The following is a 17,770-nucleotide window of genomic DNA, read 5'->3' on the forward strand; positions in this document are numbered from 1 at the left end:
ACAGCTAAATTGGAGATTATATAGAAAGTACTTATATCAACTTATAACTAACGTTAATTATTTATTTAAACTAATTAATATTTTCAAGTTCTCTTACTATTTAAATAAGGGTTAGTTTATTTTTATTAAAATAACCAAGTGATAAGATTAACGATATGAAAAATTTGTTTATTTGTTTACAGGCGAGTAAACTAGCACGTTTTATTCTTTTTTGGAGTTTTTACAATGAGTGAGATAGTGAATTGGCAACCGAGCGCGTCTATCAATAACTTACTAAAAAGAGCCAAAATTATTGCTGAAATCAGACGTTTTTTCATCGATCGAGGGGTAGTGGAAGTAGAGACGCCTATATTAAGCAAATTCACGGTAACAGATATTCATCTTTCACCGTTTGAAACCCAATTTGTTACTCTGGTAATTGCTGAAAGTACCAAATTGTATATGATAACCAGTCCTGAATATCATATGAAACGCTTGCTAGCGGCCGGCAGTGGGCCTATATATCAGATGATTAAAGCTTTTCGTAATGAAGACGTGGGACGTTATCATAATCCAGAATTTACTATGCTTGAATGGTATAGGCCTCATTATGACATGTACCGACTTATTGATGAAGTAGATGATTTGTTGCAACATATTTTGGACTGCCAACCCACTGAACGGATATCATATCAACAGGCCTTTCAGCGTTATCTAAACATTGATCCATTAGCACTGGAGTCAGAAAAAAAACAATTACGTGATGCAGCAGTGAAGTTGGGTTTAAATAATGCGGAAACAGAAGAAGACAAAGATGTGTTATTACAATTTTTGTTTACTATGGGAGTTGAACCAAATTTAGGTAAAGATAAACCTACCGTTATCTATCATTTTCCTGCTTCACAGGCAGCATTAGCTGAAATTAGTAAAGAAGACCACCGGGTTGCTGAGCGTTTTGAAGTTTATTTTAAGGGTATTGAGTTGGCCAATGGTTTTCGTGAGTTGACTGATGCACAAGAACAGCGAGAACGTTTTGGGCATGATAATCAAATGCGCGAAAAAATGGGTTTACTAAAACAGCCTATTGATGAATGTCTACTTGCTGCACTAGATAAAGTCATTCCTGATTGTTCGGGTGTTGCTTTAGGTATTGATCGTTTAGTCATGTTGGCGCTGAATGCAGAAAAAATCAGTGATGTTATCTCTTTTTCTATAGAGCGAGCTTAATATTAGTAAACTAATAGTAATCAGCGGTATATTATTATTACCGCTGAATTTATTGCTCGCTGTTATTGATGTTGATGCTGTTTTTGCAAGAATTTTACCCTAAGATCAGGGAAATCGGTAAAGGCACCATCGACGTTAGTTTTGTTATAGATAATATCAAACAGCTGCTAACCGTTTTTCACGTAATTTGGTAGCTTATCAATCCGAATGGTATAAGGATAAACGACTAATTTATTTTTGTGCGCATCTTTTAACCATAGCAGTAAGTTTTATTTTACCAGGCTTGGAGCTTTCATTAATAAGCATGTGGTAATCTGGGCCAATGCCATCAGCATACTTAGCAACTTCTTTCATTGTTCCCGGTTTAAACATCCAATCATAGCTATAATTTGTCCGTGTACCGTTAGGCTGTTCTTAATAAGTTTCATGCCAGTCAGTGTAAGCAATTAATTGAACCAGTTTTAAATCCATGCCTAATTTAGGTAAAAACTCATTTTTAATGCGCTTTAATTCATTAGCATCAAAGCACTGAAGATAAACATTGTCGTTTTTCTTATTACTGTAGCCATATTGCTTTTTAGAACTTCTAACACTCTGGTCTAAATATCCTTTCCTTCTTGTTTGTGAAACCAAGGCGCTTTAATTTCCGGGTAAATACCGATATTTTTGCCAGTAGATTTATTCAAACCTTGGACAAATTCAATTTCTTCTTGAAAAATATGAATATGGAAGCTGGATTTTCCCATCGGGAAACGATTAGGATAGGTTTGAACTTTTTTACCATCTTTAATTTCAAAGGCTTCAGTAAATTTGAGTGATCGAATTTCGGGTAAGGTAAAATCAATGGCATAAAAGCGACCATCTTTACGAGCACGGCCAGGGAAGCGATCCGCAACGTCTGTAACGCTATCTAGGTAATGATCATGTAATACAATCAGTTCATCATCTTTTGTCATTACCAGATCTTGTTCCAGGAAATCGGCACCTTGCGCATAAGCCATTGCTTTAGCGGGTAATGTATGTTCAGGTAGATAACCACTTGCCCCGCGGTGAGCAATAACGACTTTTGCGTTAGATTGTGCCATTGTTGACATTGACATAACTAATAACATACTAGCAACCAAGCTATTTAATTTTATATTCATTAGTATAATTCTCTTTATTACGAGTGGGGAAATCAGTGATAAAATGAGTTCCCCTTTTGCCAAGCTTATTAATTAAAGATAACCGATTTATGACATAAATTAGCTATGTTGTTCTGCCATTTCGTGTTTATGCTTGCTTTCACTCAGCATCACGACAAATAATAAAATAACAGACAGTAAATTACCGCCAATCATTAACCATGAAGCCGCCATTCCAGCCAAAATAGTAAACGGTATAACCCACGATAGCACTTGCTGCTACTGAACCTCCAAGGTAGCCAAATAAACCGGTAAAACCAGCAGCAGTACCTGCGACTTTTTTGGGTGCTAATTCAAGCGCATGTAAACCGATCAACATAACAGGGCCATAAATTAAGAAGCCAATAATTAGCATGCAAGCCATATCAATATGAGGATTACCTGGCGGATTGAGCCAGAAGGCAACGGTTGCAATGGTGACTAATACCATGAAAAATACGCCAGTGGCGCCATAGTTTCCTTTGAAAACTTTATCTGACATCCAACCGCAAAGTAGCGTGCCTGGAACACCTGCATATTCATATAAGAAATAAGCCCATCAGGATTTATCCATAGCAAAGTATTTAACTTCACGTAAGTAAGTTGGTGACCAATCGAGTACCCCATAACGTAATAAGTATACGAAAACGTTAGCAAAAGCGATCATCCAAAGTAACTTATTAGGCAAAATATATTGCATAAAAATCTGCTTTGCAGTCAGCTCTTTTTCGTCTTTATCGGTATAATCAAGTGGGTAGTCATTTTATATTCTTCAATCGGTGGTAAACCACAAGATTGTGGCGTATCACGCATTAAAGTAAAGGCAATCATAGCAACAAAAATAGCAGCAAAAGCAGGCATATATAGTGCTGCTTTCCAGTCGTGGAACCATGCCATGCCTAATATAAATAATAACGGCAGGGTGCCACCACCAACATTATGCCCGCAGTTCCAAATTGAAACGATACCACCCCGTTCTTTTTGTGACCACCAGTGAACCATTGTTCGGCCACAAGGAGGCTTATCCTATACCTTGAAACCAACCGAATAGGAAGAGCAACACAAACATAATCATAATGCTTGAGGTAGCCCAAGGCATAAAGCCCATAATCAGCATTACTGAGGAGGATAAAATTAGCCCGGTAGGTAAAAATACTCTCGGATTTGAACGATCAGAGACTGAGCCCATGATAAATTTTGAGATACCTGATAAAGCAAAACCAAGATCACCTTTAGAAAAACCCTGCTCAATTAAATAGAGCATCGCTAATGCAAAATTCTTTCTAACAAGATGGTAAGCGGCATAACCAAAAAAGATACCGAAGAAAATTTACCAACGTAGACGACGATAAAGCGGATCAATTTGATCTGCCGGAACTCTTTTATTATATGGTGCTGGCTTAAAAATACTTAACATAATTCCCCCTCCGATAGCATTTAAATTTTTACTATCAAGTAATAAGCAATTGCTAAAACGAAAATGTGAGACGTTATTATTAGGTCGTCTTTCTTAATCGCGAGCTAAGATAACTCATGTTAATGCATATGTCTGCATACGAATGCGAAAATGTTATAAATTTGTGCGTAAACTAGACAAAATATATATCGGCGATAGAAATAATTTTTTTAATTATTCAAGTATAATTGTGAACTTTGTCATAAATTTGTTAGTTCTGCTACAAAAAGTCGCCATGAATGCTCGTTTTTGTTTCTTAATAAATATTATTGATTAAAAATGATTTATATTGTGATCGATGACTACTTATCAAGTCGTGTCGGGTATCAGATTAAGGTCAACAATTCACCTATAACTGAATTATTGCTGCGCATTCTGTTGGTTACAAGGTGTTCCACTGAGTTGATATCGCCACTTTCCACTCAATAGATGGTTTTGTCGTTAAACAGATATTCAATTAGGCAAATTTTGTCTTGATGCAACTTAATTATTATCTGCAGCTAGATAACCATTCTTTTGGTGTTAACCTTGGAAAAAGTAACTTAGAATGAAGTTCAACATCAATCCATAAGTAGGGAGGAAAAAAACATACAAATAAATAACTTAAAGCTATAATCGACTAAAGCAGTTTCTACCCAATTGGCCGCCATAAAAGGATCAGTGCTATGATAAAATGCAATGAAAAAGAAAGCAATCGTATCCAGTAGATTATCGAAAAACATTGCCGCAGTCGGCGCAATCCACCAACGATGATAATTACGTAATTTATTGAACACAAAAATATCCATAATCTGGCCTAAAGCGTAAGCCATGAAGCTTGCTAGCGCAATACGGGGGCAACAAATAAATTAAATTCATTTAGTGTGATAAACCCTTGCCATTGTCCTTGGTAAAAAAGCGCCGAAAGAATGTAGGAGACAGAAAGAGCCGGCAGCATAGTCGCAGCAATAATCCGGTCGGGCGAGAGAAGCACCATAAATACGTACTGTTAGATCTGTTGTCAAAAAAATAAAATGGAAAGTGAATGCTCCCCATGTGGTATGAAAGCTAAAAATGGTAATCGGCAGTTGTACCAGATAATTACTGGAGGTAATAATCAAAATATGAAAAAAGGAAAGCCAAATGATTGCTTTGATACGTTGTTGTGGCGTCAATTCGAACATATTATACCTTTTTGATTAAATGGGGTGAGGGAACCCATGATAATTTAATTTACGCGGTGCCATCATACGCCTGAGATAAGATAAAAGTAAAATGAATAATAAAGTTTTCTTATCTATTTTTATTTAATAAATGGCAGGAGAATTTATTTGATTTGTAATATAATTCCAACCTATTGAATAGGCTTTAAAACTGAATACCAATGCCAGATATTTTTACTAACCCTAACCGAACCCTTGATATACAAGGATTACGTTGTCCTGGGCCAATGATGATGATAAGAAAAATGGTTCGTCAGATGGTTGAAGGTGAAACGTTATTAATTATTGCGAATGATCCGGCTACAATCCGTGATATTCCTGCTTTTTGCCATTTTATGGAACATCAATTGCTTGCTGAGGAGATTCAGCAACCTCCCTACCGTTATTTGATCCGCAAGAAAGTTAATTAATACTAAAAGCGAAACGGTGTTAAACAAAAAGCATATTGAAAAAAGAGAGATTATTGAATTATGTCTCTCTTTCATCAAATATATAAATAATATTTAATAAAGTGTTTATTCTGGGTGGCGATCTTTTAATAAACGGAGCGCATTTGCGGTCACTAATACAGTGGCACCGGAATCCGCTAAAATAGCCATCCATAAACCGGTTATGCCTAGTAAACTGGTCACTAGGAAGATAGCTTTTTAGTCCTAAAGCGATAGTAATGTTTTGACGAATATTGGCTCTGGTTGATCGTGATAACATAATGATTTCGGCTAATCCAGTTAGCCGGTTATGAGTCAATGCCGCATCAGCGGTTTCAAGAGCGACATCCGTTCCATTACCCATGGCGATGCCAACATTTGCGGCCTTCATTGCGGGAGCATCATTAATACCATCGCCAACCATCAGTATATGGTTGGTTTTTACTGAGGGCTATAATGGCATTGACTTTGTCTTCAAGTAACAGCCCTGCCAGATAATCTAAACCAACCTTTCGCGCAATTGATTCAGCTGCCAGTGGGTTATCACCCGTTAACATGACGGTTTTAATACCCAGTTTTTGCAGTTTATTAACCGCATCAATGGTATCTGAGCGTAATGTATCTTGCATAGCAATAATGCCAAGTAGCTTGTTATCGACTAGTACAACAACAACAGTTTTACCTTGAGTTTCAAGTTTTTTTACAGTTTGTTGCCATTGTATAGTTTATATATCGTCAGAAATTTTATTCGGTGCTAATACCAGAATATATTTATCTGCCAAATAACCTTCCACTCAAATACCAGCCAATGCTTTATGATTCTGGGTGGGTTCAACATTTATTTCTAGCGTTTGAGCCTTAGCCAAAATCGCCTTTGCTGAAGGATGGTGTGATCTGCTTTCGACTGAAGCGGTAAATTGCAATAATGTTTCCTCGGTCACTGTTTCAGTGGTTATGATGTTAGTAATTTGTGGTTTCCCTTCGGTCAGTGTACCTGTTTTATTCCAGGGCAACTTGGGTGACAGAACTTAATTACTCTAAGGCTGCGCCACCTTTAATCAGGGCTCCTCGACGGGTTGCTGCTGCCAGAGCAGAAGTAATTGCCGCAGGAGTAGAGATCACTAAAGCGCAAGGACAGCCGATTAACAGCAAGGTTAGACCACGATAGATCCATATGTCCCATGATTGAGCAAAAAATAGTGGTAGAATAATAATAACCAATATTGCGACTAACATAATAAAGGGCGTGTAAATTTGGCTAAAACGATCAATAAATCGTTCAATTGGGACGCGGCGCTTTTCTGTTTCTTCAATTAATACCATTATGCGATCGATCGCATTTTGACCTTGTTCAGATATTACTTTCATTTGTATAGCCCGATCGATAGAAAGCGCGCCGGCTGATACTTTTTTCCCCGATTTTCGTTCAACAGGCATTGATTCACCGGTTAATGCACTTTCATCAAAACTGGCAAATTCATTCACTAATTCAATATCAGTGGGTAAACGACCACCAGGAAGGATTTCAATGATATCGCCTGGTTGCAGTGTTGAGACAGAGACAGTGGTTTTTACACCATTTTTAATGATCACCGCTTGTTCAGGAATAAGGGCCATTAAACTACTGATGCCTCGGCGTGCGTGTCCAGCGGCATATGACTCTAATCTTTATCCTATCATAAATAACAACAGTACCATCGCAGCTTCTTCGCTGGCATTAATGAATAATACGCCTATTGCCGCAACCCTCATTAATATTTCTATTGCAAAAAAGTTACCTGAGCGTATCAGTTGTATTGCTCTAACTGTAATCGAGTAGAGTCCATATAATGTTGTTAAAATAAAAGCAATTTGTCCTATTTTTACATCAATGAAGGAAATTTCTCAACTGATTAATATAAAAATAATGATAGGCTTAGATTCACTAAATGGATTATTTTGCCTCTTTTTTTGCGGCTGATTTGGCGGTATCGAGGTTATATAATTTGAAGCCCGCTTTTTTTGTACAGCTTTGATTACTTCATCACGAACATCATCATCAGTAGCATCGACGATTAATTTTTCGGTTGTAAACAGTACCTTTACTTGTTTGACATGATTGACCTTGCTAACGGCTATTTCAATTTTACGCGTGCAGCTTGCGCAGTCCATACCGCTTACAATCCAATGAAAGCGGTGCTTTCCTCTTGAAATAACAGCATTATTTTCCTCTGTAATAAGTGAATGTTCACTTATACAATTATGTTGATTGGTATCATTGCATGCCTGCTGATCAATAAGTTTAGTGTTACTCTTCGCAGGATGATGTTCTTTATCAGCGCTATTTTTGCTGATAGCAATCTGGGTTTTTTGCTATGTTTATGACCACTAACTTTCTTTTTATCGCTGCAATGGCTATTGGTTGTGGAACGTTTTGCAGTATGCTTATGTTGTTTGATGGGGTATGTGCACACATAGTATCCCCTTTTTAATTCACTCACTTAAAATTTCGTTTCTGTGATTTATTTTATACTTTAGAGTAACTCTAAAGTAAAACATAAAAGAGGGGATTTTTTAACAAAAAATGCTATTTAGCTGACAAATGGTTATTAATCCAATTTATAAGTAAAGCGAACGTACAATGAAAAATTGACTAATAAAATAGCAAACGGTAATTGTTGCTTTAGAAGCTTTAAATGGATAACGAAAGTTGGCGATAAGCCAAATACTGTTGGCAATAAAAAGTAAAAATGTACCTATATAATGGAAAAATTATGTTCTCTTGCTAGACTGAAATATTGTTCACCCGTTATCCAAGCCATAATGAATGACAGTGTTAGTAGAAAAATGGCCGGTGCACGTAGAGAAAAACCAAGAGGGCTAAGATTATAATTAATACCAGGACACTAAGGATTAGTAGGATAGTCAGTAATGACAAGTAGAAAGTGAAATTCATCTGCATAGCAAAACTGATGGTATAAAGTAGGTAGCTTAGAGAGAGCAAGAAAATAGTTAGCAATAAGCGTTCCTTGGAGAGCATTTGCCAGCTGTCAGCAATTAGTATCACCAACAGACTGGCCATGATCAGATAGCCGGCAGCATCAGTAAAATCGGCACTCTAGGCCCAAAATACTAACAATAATAGCATAACTGAGTGAAACTGCCAGCATTGCGATTATGGACCGCGATAGGCAGCATTAATATAGAGCCAACCAGAAAATAACACAGCAAGAAATGGCCAACTGATCATGGTTTCCCCACTAACTAAAAAGGTTAATTAGAAATTATTGATCTTATTAGAGGATCGACAAGACAATAATAGTTATTAAATATATGAATAATAAAAGCTTGGAAAATATTGTGAATAAATCGGTTATATTCGTTATTATTATCATTATTATGTTAGCGACAAAACATTTTTTTGATCAACGTCGACAAGATGTCATTAATGATAATTCTCCGATTATCAGTTATCAAGTTGAGGTCATTGATAAGAAAAATTATCCCTATCCTAATATGCGTTCTCGTCAACGAGAGGTTGTTACTCTGGAAACTTTTCATTATAAAATTTATTTTCAGCGGCTATCGGCTAGTGAGGTAATAAAGATTTTCCTAAAAAAGGAGAAGGAATATAATGCGATTAAAAAAGGGGATAGAGGTACGTTTTATATGCAGGGAACAAGGTTTGTTCGCTTTGAAGGTAAAGCCAATGCAAAATAGCTAAATTTATCAGCCAATAATGCATTGTCCTTGTAATTACTTGCGATTTTTTTTATAGTTAGTCAGTTTTTGTCTTTTCTGCGAGGCTAAAAGTTCAAAAACGCCGAATAGAAAGATTTTTATTTGCAGCCAACAAGGATGCTTTTCTGTTTTTGCGAAAGCAGCGTGCAAAAAAATGGCATGCATGAAAATCATAAATATCATTGCTACATCTATAAAATATTTTAATGGTTTTGGAAATGGATGGATTAAATTAAACATCATGAATCCCCAAACAAAAACCATTAATAATTTTCCAGCATTTATTAACATGATATTTTCCAACTAATTATTGATTACGAATATAAAGACAGTAAGCAACTTGCCCAGTAACTTTTTTACGATGAAGCTGCCAATTTTTAGGTAACAAGGCTAAATTAGCTTCTGCTTCTGCCTCAACATAGATCCAACAATTTTCGCTTAACCAACCATTTTGTTCTAATAGCAACGCTGTTTGTTGTAATAGATCTTTACGAAAAGGCGGATCAAGAAAAATGACATCATAGGCTGTGCCGTTCTGTGCCAGATAGTTTAATATATCGCTATTAATCACTTGTACATTTTTTGCCTCTAATTTAGCTAGATTGGCCACAAGTTGTGTTGCGACGGAGCGCTCTAATTCAATTAGGGTAGCTGAAACAGCATAACGAGAAAGTGCTTCAATAGCTAAAGCGCCACTACCAGCAAAACAATCAAGGCAGATAGCCTCCTGAATAATAGGCATTAACCAATTAAATAAAGTTTCTCTGATCCTATCTGTTGTGGGGCGTAAGCCCTCACTATCCAAGACAGGTAGTTTACTCCCTCGCCATTTACCGCCAATGATCCGAATTTGGCCACGTAATGCAGATTGTATTTTTCTTCCCATAATTTACATAGTTTAATCGTTACAGTTTGTTAATATAGGTAATAATAATACCAATGTTTATCTACAGCATGTACAACATGAAAATTATCGCTAATTTAACATGAAATGGGTGTCAGATATGTGTTGCAATCAAATCAAGTGATACACTGCCATCCTATTTTTATTATTTACATTGGTAACACCATATTTTACCGCTAGGAGTGTAATGGCAGATGGCTAAAAAGAGAAAAAAAAGTTTTTTTTACTGGCTAGGGTTAGGATTTGAAAATGAAGTGCAAGAAAGAGAGGCAGAGCAACAATCCGAACCGAAAGTAGAAGACAGTTCTGAAGGGGTGACGGATGTAATAGCAACATCACAGCAGTCTACAAAAGAAGAAAAGGTGCAATCTCAAGTAGCGGAAGAAAAAAACGATCAATTCCAAACAGCAGACATGAAAGCCGCAAAAATTGTTACACCTAGTCAGCAAATAACCACTTTGCAAAACATAGATGAACAGAAAAAAGTACCGCTGATACAACAGCCAAAAAAACCAGCAAAAGAGAATTTCTTTGCACGGTTAAGACAAGGTTTATTAAAAACACGGCAGAATATGGGGGTCGGTTTTGTTAGTTTTTTTCGTAGTAAAAAAATTGATGATGAGCTATTTGATGAGTTAGAAGAACAACTTTTAGTTGCTGATGTGGGGCTAGAAACAACACGAAAGATTATAGATAGCCTAACTACCCATGCTAATCGTAAAGAGTTGAATGATGCAGCGATGCTTTATAGCAAATTGCGCGAAGAGATGGCCAATATCTTATTTGATGTTGATAAGCCATTGGTTATAGAAAATAAGCTACCTTATGTAATATTGATGGTTGGGGTTAATGGGGTCGGTAAAACCACAACAATTGGTAAGTTAGCCCGCCAATATCAGGCAGAAGGTAAATCAGTAATGTTAGCGGCTGGCGATACATTTAGGGCAGCGGCGGTTGAACAATTACAAGTTTGGGGAGAGCGTAACAATATCCCGGTTGTTACTCAGCATACTGGCGCAGATCCTGCTTCAGTGATATTTGATGCCATTCAGTCGGCGAAAGCGAAGGGAGTCGACATATTGATTGCTGATACTGCCGGGCGATTGCAAAACAAAGCGCATTTGATGGAAGAGTTAAAAAAAATTGTCAGAGTTATGGGAAAACTTGATCAACAAGCACCTCATGAAGTGATGCTTACATTAGATACTAGTACTGGTCAAAATGCAATTAATCAGACTAAAATTTTTCATGAGGCAGTGGGGTTAACTGGTATTATTTTAACTAAACTTGATGGTACAGCTAAAGGTGGCGTGATTTTTGCTATTGCCGATCAGTTTAAGATCCCGATTCGCTATATAGGGATTGGTGAAGGCATTGATGATCTCCGGCCATTTGTAGCTAATGATTTCATCGAGGCGCTTTTTGTCCGAGAGGATTAATATCAATGATTCGCTTTGAACATGTTGGTAAAGCTTATCGTGGTTGCAAGCAAGCACTTCAGGGCGTTGATTTTCATCTTCATCCTGGAGAAATGGCATTTCTTACTGGCCATTCGGGGGCGGGGAAAAGTACCTTATTAAAGTTAATTTGTGGTATTGAACGCCCTAGTACTGGCCATATTTGGTTTGGTGGTCATCACATTAGTCGCTTAAAAAAACGGGAAGTCCCTTTTTTACGTCGGCAGATAGGTATGATCTTTCAAGATCATCATTTGTTGTTTGATAGAAATGTATATGACAATGTCGCTATGCCGCTGATTATTGCCGGTGCGAGCTCTGAGGATATTCGTCGTCGGGTTTCTGCTGCTTTAGATAAGGTGGGCTTACTTAATAGAGCGAAAAGTTATCCAATCCAATTATCAGGTGGGGAACAGCAGCAGGTAGGTATAGCTCGCGCAATTGTTAATAAGCCTAGTGTATTGCTAGCAGATGAGCCTACGGGTAATTTGGATGATGAATTATCTGAAGGTATTATGCGATTGTTTGAAGAATTCAATCGAGTTGGGGTAACAGTTTTGGTAGCCACTCATGATCTTGAGCTTATTAAGCGTCGTCATTATTCTATTTTGACATTAAGCGAGGGAAGAATGGTAGGAGGTCAGAATGGCTAAAAAACCTATCCATAAAATAGCCAAAGCCAAGGCATTGAAAGGAGGGTGGCGAGAGCAATGGCGCTATGCTTGGTTAAATACATTATCTGATATGTTACGCCAGCCTTTAGCCACGCTTTTGACGGTGGTTGTTATTGCTATCTCGATAACGTTGCCTAGTCTTTGTTATATTATTTGGAAAAATATTTCACAAGCCGCGCAACAATGGTATCCCACACCCCAATTGACTATTTATTTGGATAAATCATTAGATGAAAAAGGCGCTAAACAGACAGTCGCTGGACTTAAGCAATTAGATGGTGTTAAGAGTGTTAATTATCTGTCTCGGGAAGAAGCCATGATTGAGTTTCGCAATTGGTCAGTATTCGGCACAACGTTAGATCTATTGGAAGAAAACCCTTTACCAGCAGTAGCCATTATCACGCCTAAAATTGATTTTCAAAATTCACAATCATTGATAAACCTGCGTAATAAAGTAGGTCAATTAGCTGGAATTGAAGATGTACGCATGGATGATAGTTGGTTTATCCGTTTAGCGGCATTAACCGGGCTGATTGGACAAATTGCCATGGTGATTGGTATTTTAATGGTTATGGCGGTATTTTTAGTGATAGGCAATAGTATAAGACTAAATATTTTTGCCTGTAGGGATACGATTAATGTCATGAAGCTGATTGGGGCGACAGATGGTTTTATTATGCGTCCTTTTCTAAATAGTGGTATTATACTGGGATTCTTTGGTGCTTTACTCTCACTAATACTTTCTGCATTATTGGTATGGCAATTGACCGGTATCGTTACACAGGTAGCGGGTGTATTTGGTACTACATTTCATATTCAAAGTTTTTTATGGGATGAGGTGCTATTAGTTATACTGATTGCCGCAATGATTGGCTGGTTAGCGGCTTGGCTGGTTACAGCTCAACACTTAAGACGTTTCACACTAGAATGATCATTATCAGCAGGAAAAGTGACACGGGTGATCAATATTGAACTTTTATTCTGACATTTTGTCGAAGTTAAAAGTTCAATGTAATTAAATCAAGGCAATTTTCTTCGATACCAAGCAGTGGTAAACTACTCTATATCAGATTAATCGCTGAGCAATGGAATCTTCTCAAATATAAATTTTTTATTTAGAACTAACTCTTAGTTTATTGAATTCAAAGAGGATATCAATGACCAAAGATATGCAATCATTAGCATTAATTCCACAAGGTAGCATTGAAGCTTATGTGCGATCAGCTAATGCTTATCCGATGCTGACCGCAGAGGAAGAACAAGAATATGCAAAACGGCTGCATTATCATGGTGATTTAAATGCAGCTAAACAGCTTATACTCTCTCATCTACGTTTTGTTATTCATATCGCGCGTAATTATTCAGGTTATGGATTGCCACAAGCGGATCTGATCCAAGAAGGTAATATCGGTTTAATGAAAGCTGTGCGTCGTTTTAATCCTGAAGTTGGCGTACGTTTAGTTTCATTTGCTGTTCATTGGATAAAAGCTGAAATTCATGAATATGTATTGCGTAATTGGCGGATAGTTAAAGTTGCCACCACTAAAGCTCAACGTAAGCTTTTTTTCAATTTGCGTAAGAATAAGAAACGTATCGGATGGTTTAATCAAAATGAAGTCGGTATGATTGCCAAGGAGCTAGGTGTAACTAGCAAGGATGTTCGTGAGATGGAATCGCGAATGGCTGCCCAAGACATGGCATTCGATATGAATGACGATGATGATAATGGTGAAAATACGACTATTGCCCCGGTTTTGTATCTACAGGATAAATCTTCTGATTTTGCCGATAGCATTGAGGAAGATAATTGGGAAAACCATGCTACTGATAAATTAACGGAGGCATTATCCTCCTTAGATGAGCGCAGTCAGGATATCATTCGTGCGCGTTGGCTTGATGAAGAAAACAAGACCACTTTACAGGATTTAGCCGATAAATATAGTGTATCGGCTGAACGTGTTCGTCAATTAGAAAAAAATGCCATGAAAAAACTTCGGTTAGTAATGGAAGCTTAAAATAAGCCACATTCGCGTGATGTAAAAAACCTAGCTGAAACTTTTGTTATGTAGCCAATTTAAAGTTTGGCAATTAACTATATGAAAAGTTGTTGAAAGATAGAAAGGTAATAGTAAGTTTATTTTGATTGTTACCTGTTAAAATAAAAAGGCATTTATCTGTGAGGTAAGTGTCTTTTTACATGTATTTAGTAGCTTGTCTATTACTTTCTACAATATACTTAATATTTTATCTGTCAGTAACGTTGTACGTGTGTTTTTATATTTAATATACACCTATCCCACATTCTGATAGACTCGATCGTTAATTTTTTTATTCTGCATCAATTGTAATATACAATCAAAGCTAACCGAAACGGGTACCAATTTTTTGCATTCCATCTTCTGGAAGATAACTAAATTTTACGTAGAGTAAATCACCGCTGGATTTTTCTTTATTTTTAAACGAATTGATAACGCAATAAAGTTCTTTAAGATCCGCAGGAATACTAGCTGCGTCCGTAATAACTGTTTCGGTAGGTACAAATTTAAGCACCTGCTTAAGTGTTTTAACTAAAAAATCTTGTATCGGAAAAAGTCCATAAAACATTTATATGGTACGTACTTTGTGATGCCCATGTATATTTCACGGGTTTCCTGTAGATGGTTTTCGATACCGCGGGTTTGATTTTTTTCTAAATATTCGAAAATCTCTACTGGTGATCCGATGAGTACCAGTGGCTTAACGCCAGCACCTTTTTCTGAAAAAAGAAACTCGTTATTGCTATTTTTAACCGCCTTTTGCAAGGTTTCTCGATCCTGAATAACGGAGAAAAATTTACCTTCTTTAACAACCGGTGCTGGTTCACGCCACATATTTATATCATTGGCCTGCGCGCTACCGGCAATCACTGTAGTAGCTAGCATCATTACAGTAGTTATTTTATCTTTCATAAAAAACATCCTTATTGTTTACCTCCGCCTTTGTATAACAATACTATCACCAATACAAACAGAACATAAATAGAAATATTGACTGCAAAATAATTAAATATCAGAATAAAATATTACACCAAAACAGTGAATTCGTTACGGAGGCTGTGCTGTCATGATTTACTGACAAGTGGGAAAAATCATAAATTTTACAAAACACCAAAAATTGCAATCAATTAGAATTTTTTTCATTATCATCGAGAATCAATAATTTTATTTTTGTTTAATTCAATTTGAGTTCTTGTTTGATTGAATATTAGCTTGATAGCACACTAGTTTCTTGAAAATGGTATTGATAAAAATATTATTAATATGTCGAAGGGTTCTTACAGATGCAAAGATGAAAAAGTTATTTAAGAATAGATGTTGACGAAAAATTACATTAATAGTCATGTAGTGAAAATAGCTTTCAAAAAATTTTTTCGCATAACGGAAACGATTATGGATCGTTGGATCAACATTACCCATCGCCGCATTATATATTTATGTAGCTAACCATTTTCTCCCCTATGAAATAAAATTACGCTTTAATATCATTGCACCTAGATGAATATTCAAGCAGGGATTATTTAATAAATTATTTTCAGTTAATGCTGGATATTCTTTTTGAATGGCTTTTAGGGGATTGGTATTGATCTGGCTAATACCTAAATCAAAGGGGCTATCTGGATAATGAATGGTTATAGTGAAGATGGAATGTATATGACTCTTGTATTAGCAAATTTATGCAAAATTGGGTAGAACCATAAACTGAGCTGTTAGATCTGATTGCTTGTGGTTAGTAGCAATCGACTCGAAGAGCTGATTTCAACGTTGAGTAATTGGATTCTACAGGTTTTCATTTAGAGTTGCCAATTAGCTACCATCTCATCGTGTTTTCGTCTTATCTTCTATTTATATATTTGTTCAGTAAGTAGGGTATAAGTAATAACAAAAAAGCACTTTTATATTTTATATAAGTGCTTTTTTAATCAGTATGTTAACTACTTATGGCTAGTTCATACCATATTTTTTCAATTTCTTACGTAGAGTTCCACGGTTGATGCTTAACATTGACGCAGCACGGGTCTGATTTCCACGGGTATATTGCATTACCATATCTAATAATGGTTTTTCCACCTCAGCCAATACTAATTCATATAAGTCATTAACATCCTGGTTATTAAGTTGGGCAAAATAGTTTTTCAGTGCTTGTTTAACTGAATCACGTAGTGGCTTTTGAGTTATTTGATCTTGTGAATTTACAGTAGCAACGGTTAGTACGTCAGAATTTCCGCGTTGTTCGAACATAGTTCTGTCAGCTCTTTTCTTTGATTTACGCAAAATTTTTCGAAATATGCCTCCAACACTTCCAGCTGTTCGCTGGCATCCTCTATATGGTGTTGAATATGCGCCGAAACTGGTCATCAGGTGCATGTTCTCTTAAGTACCAAGAGACATGCTTGCGTGCGATGCGGATTCCTTTGCTTAGACCGTAAAAGTCATGCAGCTCCTTAACATGCGCTTGCATTAAGCACTGCACCTCAGCAATAGGCATAGGTGGCAGTAACTCACCTGTTTCCAGGTAATCCTGGATTTCCCTAAAGATCCAGGGTCTTCCCTGAGCAGCTCTACCAATCATTAAGGCATTAGCCCCAGTTATAGTCAAGCACTGCTCTGGCTTTAAGCGGGTCAGTAATATCGCCATTAGCGATAGTAGGAATAGTAATATTTTGCTTAGCTGCTCGAATGCTGCCATATTCAGCTACACCATTAAATAAGCAAAAACGAGTTCTGCCATGAATAGTTACAGCTTGAATACCATAATGTTCGGCCAGTTGAGCTATTTTTATACAGTTCCGTTCTTCAGGTGACTAACCAGCGCGAACCTTTAATGTAACAGGAACATCAACCGTATTCACAACAGCTAATAGAATTTTCTCTACCAGCTCCGGATAGCGCAATAATGCTGAACCTGCTAACTTACGGTTCACTTTCTTGGCAGGGAAACCCATATTGATATCGATGATCTGAGCACTATTTGCAACATTAATTCGTGCAGCTGTTGCCATTTCATCGGGATCACTACCTGCAATTTGCACAGAACGAATGCCTAATTCATCACTATGGATCATTCTCAATCTGGATTTGTCTGTTTTCCAAACCTTAGGATTGGAAGAGAGCATTTCCGACACTGTCATATCCGCACCCATTGAGTAACACTGTGACCGAAAAGGCCTATCGGTGATACCCGCCATTGGTGCTGCAAAGTTTTTTATCTGATATTGACCAAAAATATAACATAGGCAATAAAAGAACACCATCCTGTAACTGCAAGGGCGCGTATACTACGCATTTTTTACGAGATATGAAAGGACAAACTTTGAGCAAATTGATATTTCTTTGAAAAATTTCATCTTGATTTTTTTGATTACAAATAATATTCATAAAAATCAATATAATGAAAATTTCTGATTTGTTTTCAAATTTTGTTATTCTTTATCGTAAATTCCTTGTTAGGTTAGATTATCTCTGTTGATTGTATAAAAATCAACGTTGATCACTATTTTTATGATGGTTATTGAAAAGATATT

Annotated in this window: 12 protein-coding genes and 6 pseudogenes; 7 read left to right on the forward strand and 11 right to left on the reverse strand. The window is 36.7% G+C overall.

Annotated elements, in window-relative coordinates; all coding sequences use genetic code 11:
• Positions 1–225 precede the first annotated feature (225 nt).
• Entirely contained in the window at positions 226–1,206 is a 981-nt protein-coding gene (gene epmA / locus ARADI_RS08845; protein ID WP_119711820.1) for an elongation factor P--(R)-beta-lysine ligase, read from the forward strand.
• Between the two features lie 62 nt (positions 1,207–1,268).
• On the opposite strand, the pseudogene glpQ reads toward epmA, so the two are convergent.
• From glpQ to ARADI_RS08860, 3 pseudogenes are all read right to left on the reverse strand, one after another.
• A pseudogene (glpQ, locus tag ARADI_RS08850) lies at positions 1,269–2,318 on the reverse strand (glycerophosphodiester phosphodiesterase).
• 132 nt (positions 2,319–2,450) lie between these two features.
• Positions 2,451–3,786, reverse strand: a pseudogene (gene glpT / locus ARADI_RS08855) (glycerol-3-phosphate transporter).
• 599 nt (positions 3,787–4,385) lie between these two features.
• Positions 4,386–4,988: pseudogene (locus tag ARADI_RS08860) on the reverse strand (queuosine precursor transporter).
• 200 nt (positions 4,989–5,188) lie between these two features.
• Between ARADI_RS08860 and tusA the strand changes: the two are divergent.
• Positions 5,189–5,437, forward strand: a complete 249-nt coding sequence (tusA, locus tag ARADI_RS08865) for a sulfurtransferase TusA (protein WP_119711821.1) — start codon at positions 5,189–5,191, stop codon at positions 5,435–5,437.
• 105 nt (positions 5,438–5,542) lie between these two features.
• Here tusA and ARADI_RS17920 read toward each other — a convergent pair.
• Positions 5,543–7,908, reverse strand: a pseudogene (locus tag ARADI_RS17920) (zinc/cadmium/mercury/lead-transporting ATPase).
• 145 nt (positions 7,909–8,053) lie between these two features.
• Positions 8,054–8,194 (reverse strand): lysoplasmalogenase family protein, encoded by a 141-nt coding sequence (locus ARADI_RS17925; RefSeq protein ID WP_369407006.1) that lies wholly within the window; start codon positions 8,192–8,194, stop codon positions 8,054–8,056.
• 600 nt (positions 8,195–8,794) lie between these two features.
• Between ARADI_RS17925 and ARADI_RS08905 the strand changes: the two genes are divergently transcribed.
• Positions 8,795–9,154, forward strand: coding sequence for a DUF2500 domain-containing protein (locus tag ARADI_RS08905; RefSeq protein WP_182853174.1), 360 nt, complete (start codon positions 8,795–8,797; stop codon positions 9,152–9,154).
• A 36-nt stretch (positions 9,155–9,190) separates the two neighbouring features.
• Here ARADI_RS08905 and ARADI_RS08910 read toward each other — a convergent pair whose 3' ends face one another.
• Positions 9,191–9,466 carry a DUF1145 domain-containing protein gene (locus tag ARADI_RS08910; RefSeq protein WP_119711823.1) on the reverse strand — a complete coding sequence of 92 codons (276 nt, stop codon included), beginning with the start codon at positions 9,464–9,466 and terminating at the stop codon, positions 9,191–9,193.
• Positions 9,467–9,482: 16 nt separating this feature from the next.
• The gene (gene rsmD / locus ARADI_RS08915; protein WP_119711824.1) at positions 9,483–10,061 is read right to left on the reverse strand and encodes a 16S rRNA (guanine(966)-N(2))-methyltransferase; all 579 of its coding nucleotides are present in this window, start codon (positions 10,059–10,061) and stop codon (positions 9,483–9,485) included.
• 212 nt (positions 10,062–10,273) lie between these two features.
• Between rsmD and ftsY the strand changes: the two genes are divergently transcribed.
• The 4 genes from ftsY to rpoH all read left to right on the forward strand — a co-directional run bounded on the left by ftsY (position 10,274) and on the right by rpoH (position 14,225).
• On the forward strand, positions 10,274–11,518 hold the full coding sequence (gene ftsY, locus ARADI_RS08920; protein WP_119711825.1) for a signal recognition particle-docking protein FtsY: 1,245 nt from the start codon (positions 10,274–10,276) through the stop codon (positions 11,516–11,518).
• 5 nt (positions 11,519–11,523) lie between these two features.
• Positions 11,524–12,189, forward strand: coding sequence for a cell division ATP-binding protein FtsE (gene ftsE, locus ARADI_RS08925; protein ID WP_119711826.1), 666 nt, complete (start codon positions 11,524–11,526; stop codon positions 12,187–12,189).
• Positions 12,182–13,141, forward strand: a complete 960-nt coding sequence (gene ftsX / locus ARADI_RS08930) for a permease-like cell division protein FtsX (protein ID WP_119711827.1) — start codon at positions 12,182–12,184, stop codon at positions 13,139–13,141. The genes ftsE and ftsX overlap by 8 nt, the downstream gene beginning before the upstream one ends.
• A 226-nt stretch (positions 13,142–13,367) precedes the next feature.
• A complete protein-coding gene (rpoH, locus tag ARADI_RS08935; RefSeq protein ID WP_119711828.1) occupies positions 13,368–14,225 on the forward strand; it encodes an RNA polymerase sigma factor RpoH in 858 nt (285 codons plus the stop codon).
• Positions 14,226–14,501: 276 nt separating this feature from the next.
• Here rpoH and ARADI_RS08940 read toward each other — a convergent pair.
• The 4 genes and pseudogenes from ARADI_RS08940 to dusB form a co-directional block, all read right to left on the reverse strand.
• Positions 14,502–15,158 (reverse strand): annotated as a pseudogene (locus ARADI_RS08940) (hypothetical protein).
• Positions 15,159–15,704: 546 nt separating this feature from the next.
• Complete coding sequence (locus tag ARADI_RS20970) at positions 15,705–15,899, reverse strand: transglycosylase SLT domain-containing protein (RefSeq protein ID WP_119711959.1); 195 nt, start codon at positions 15,897–15,899, stop codon at positions 15,705–15,707.
• A 291-nt stretch (positions 15,900–16,190) separates the two neighbouring features.
• Positions 16,191–16,487 (reverse strand): DNA-binding transcriptional regulator Fis, encoded by a 297-nt coding sequence (gene fis, locus ARADI_RS08950; protein ID WP_119711829.1) that lies wholly within the window; start codon positions 16,485–16,487, stop codon positions 16,191–16,193.
• Positions 16,454–17,500: pseudogene (gene dusB / locus ARADI_RS08955) on the reverse strand (tRNA dihydrouridine synthase DusB). The gene fis and the pseudogene dusB overlap by 34 nt, the downstream one beginning before the upstream one ends.
• Between the last annotated feature and the right edge of the window lie 270 nt (positions 17,501–17,770).

The sequence above is a fragment of the Arsenophonus endosymbiont of Aleurodicus floccissimus genome, assembly GCF_900343025.1.
In the GTDB taxonomy this organism is placed as follows: domain Bacteria; phylum Pseudomonadota; class Gammaproteobacteria; order Enterobacterales; family Enterobacteriaceae; genus Arsenophonus.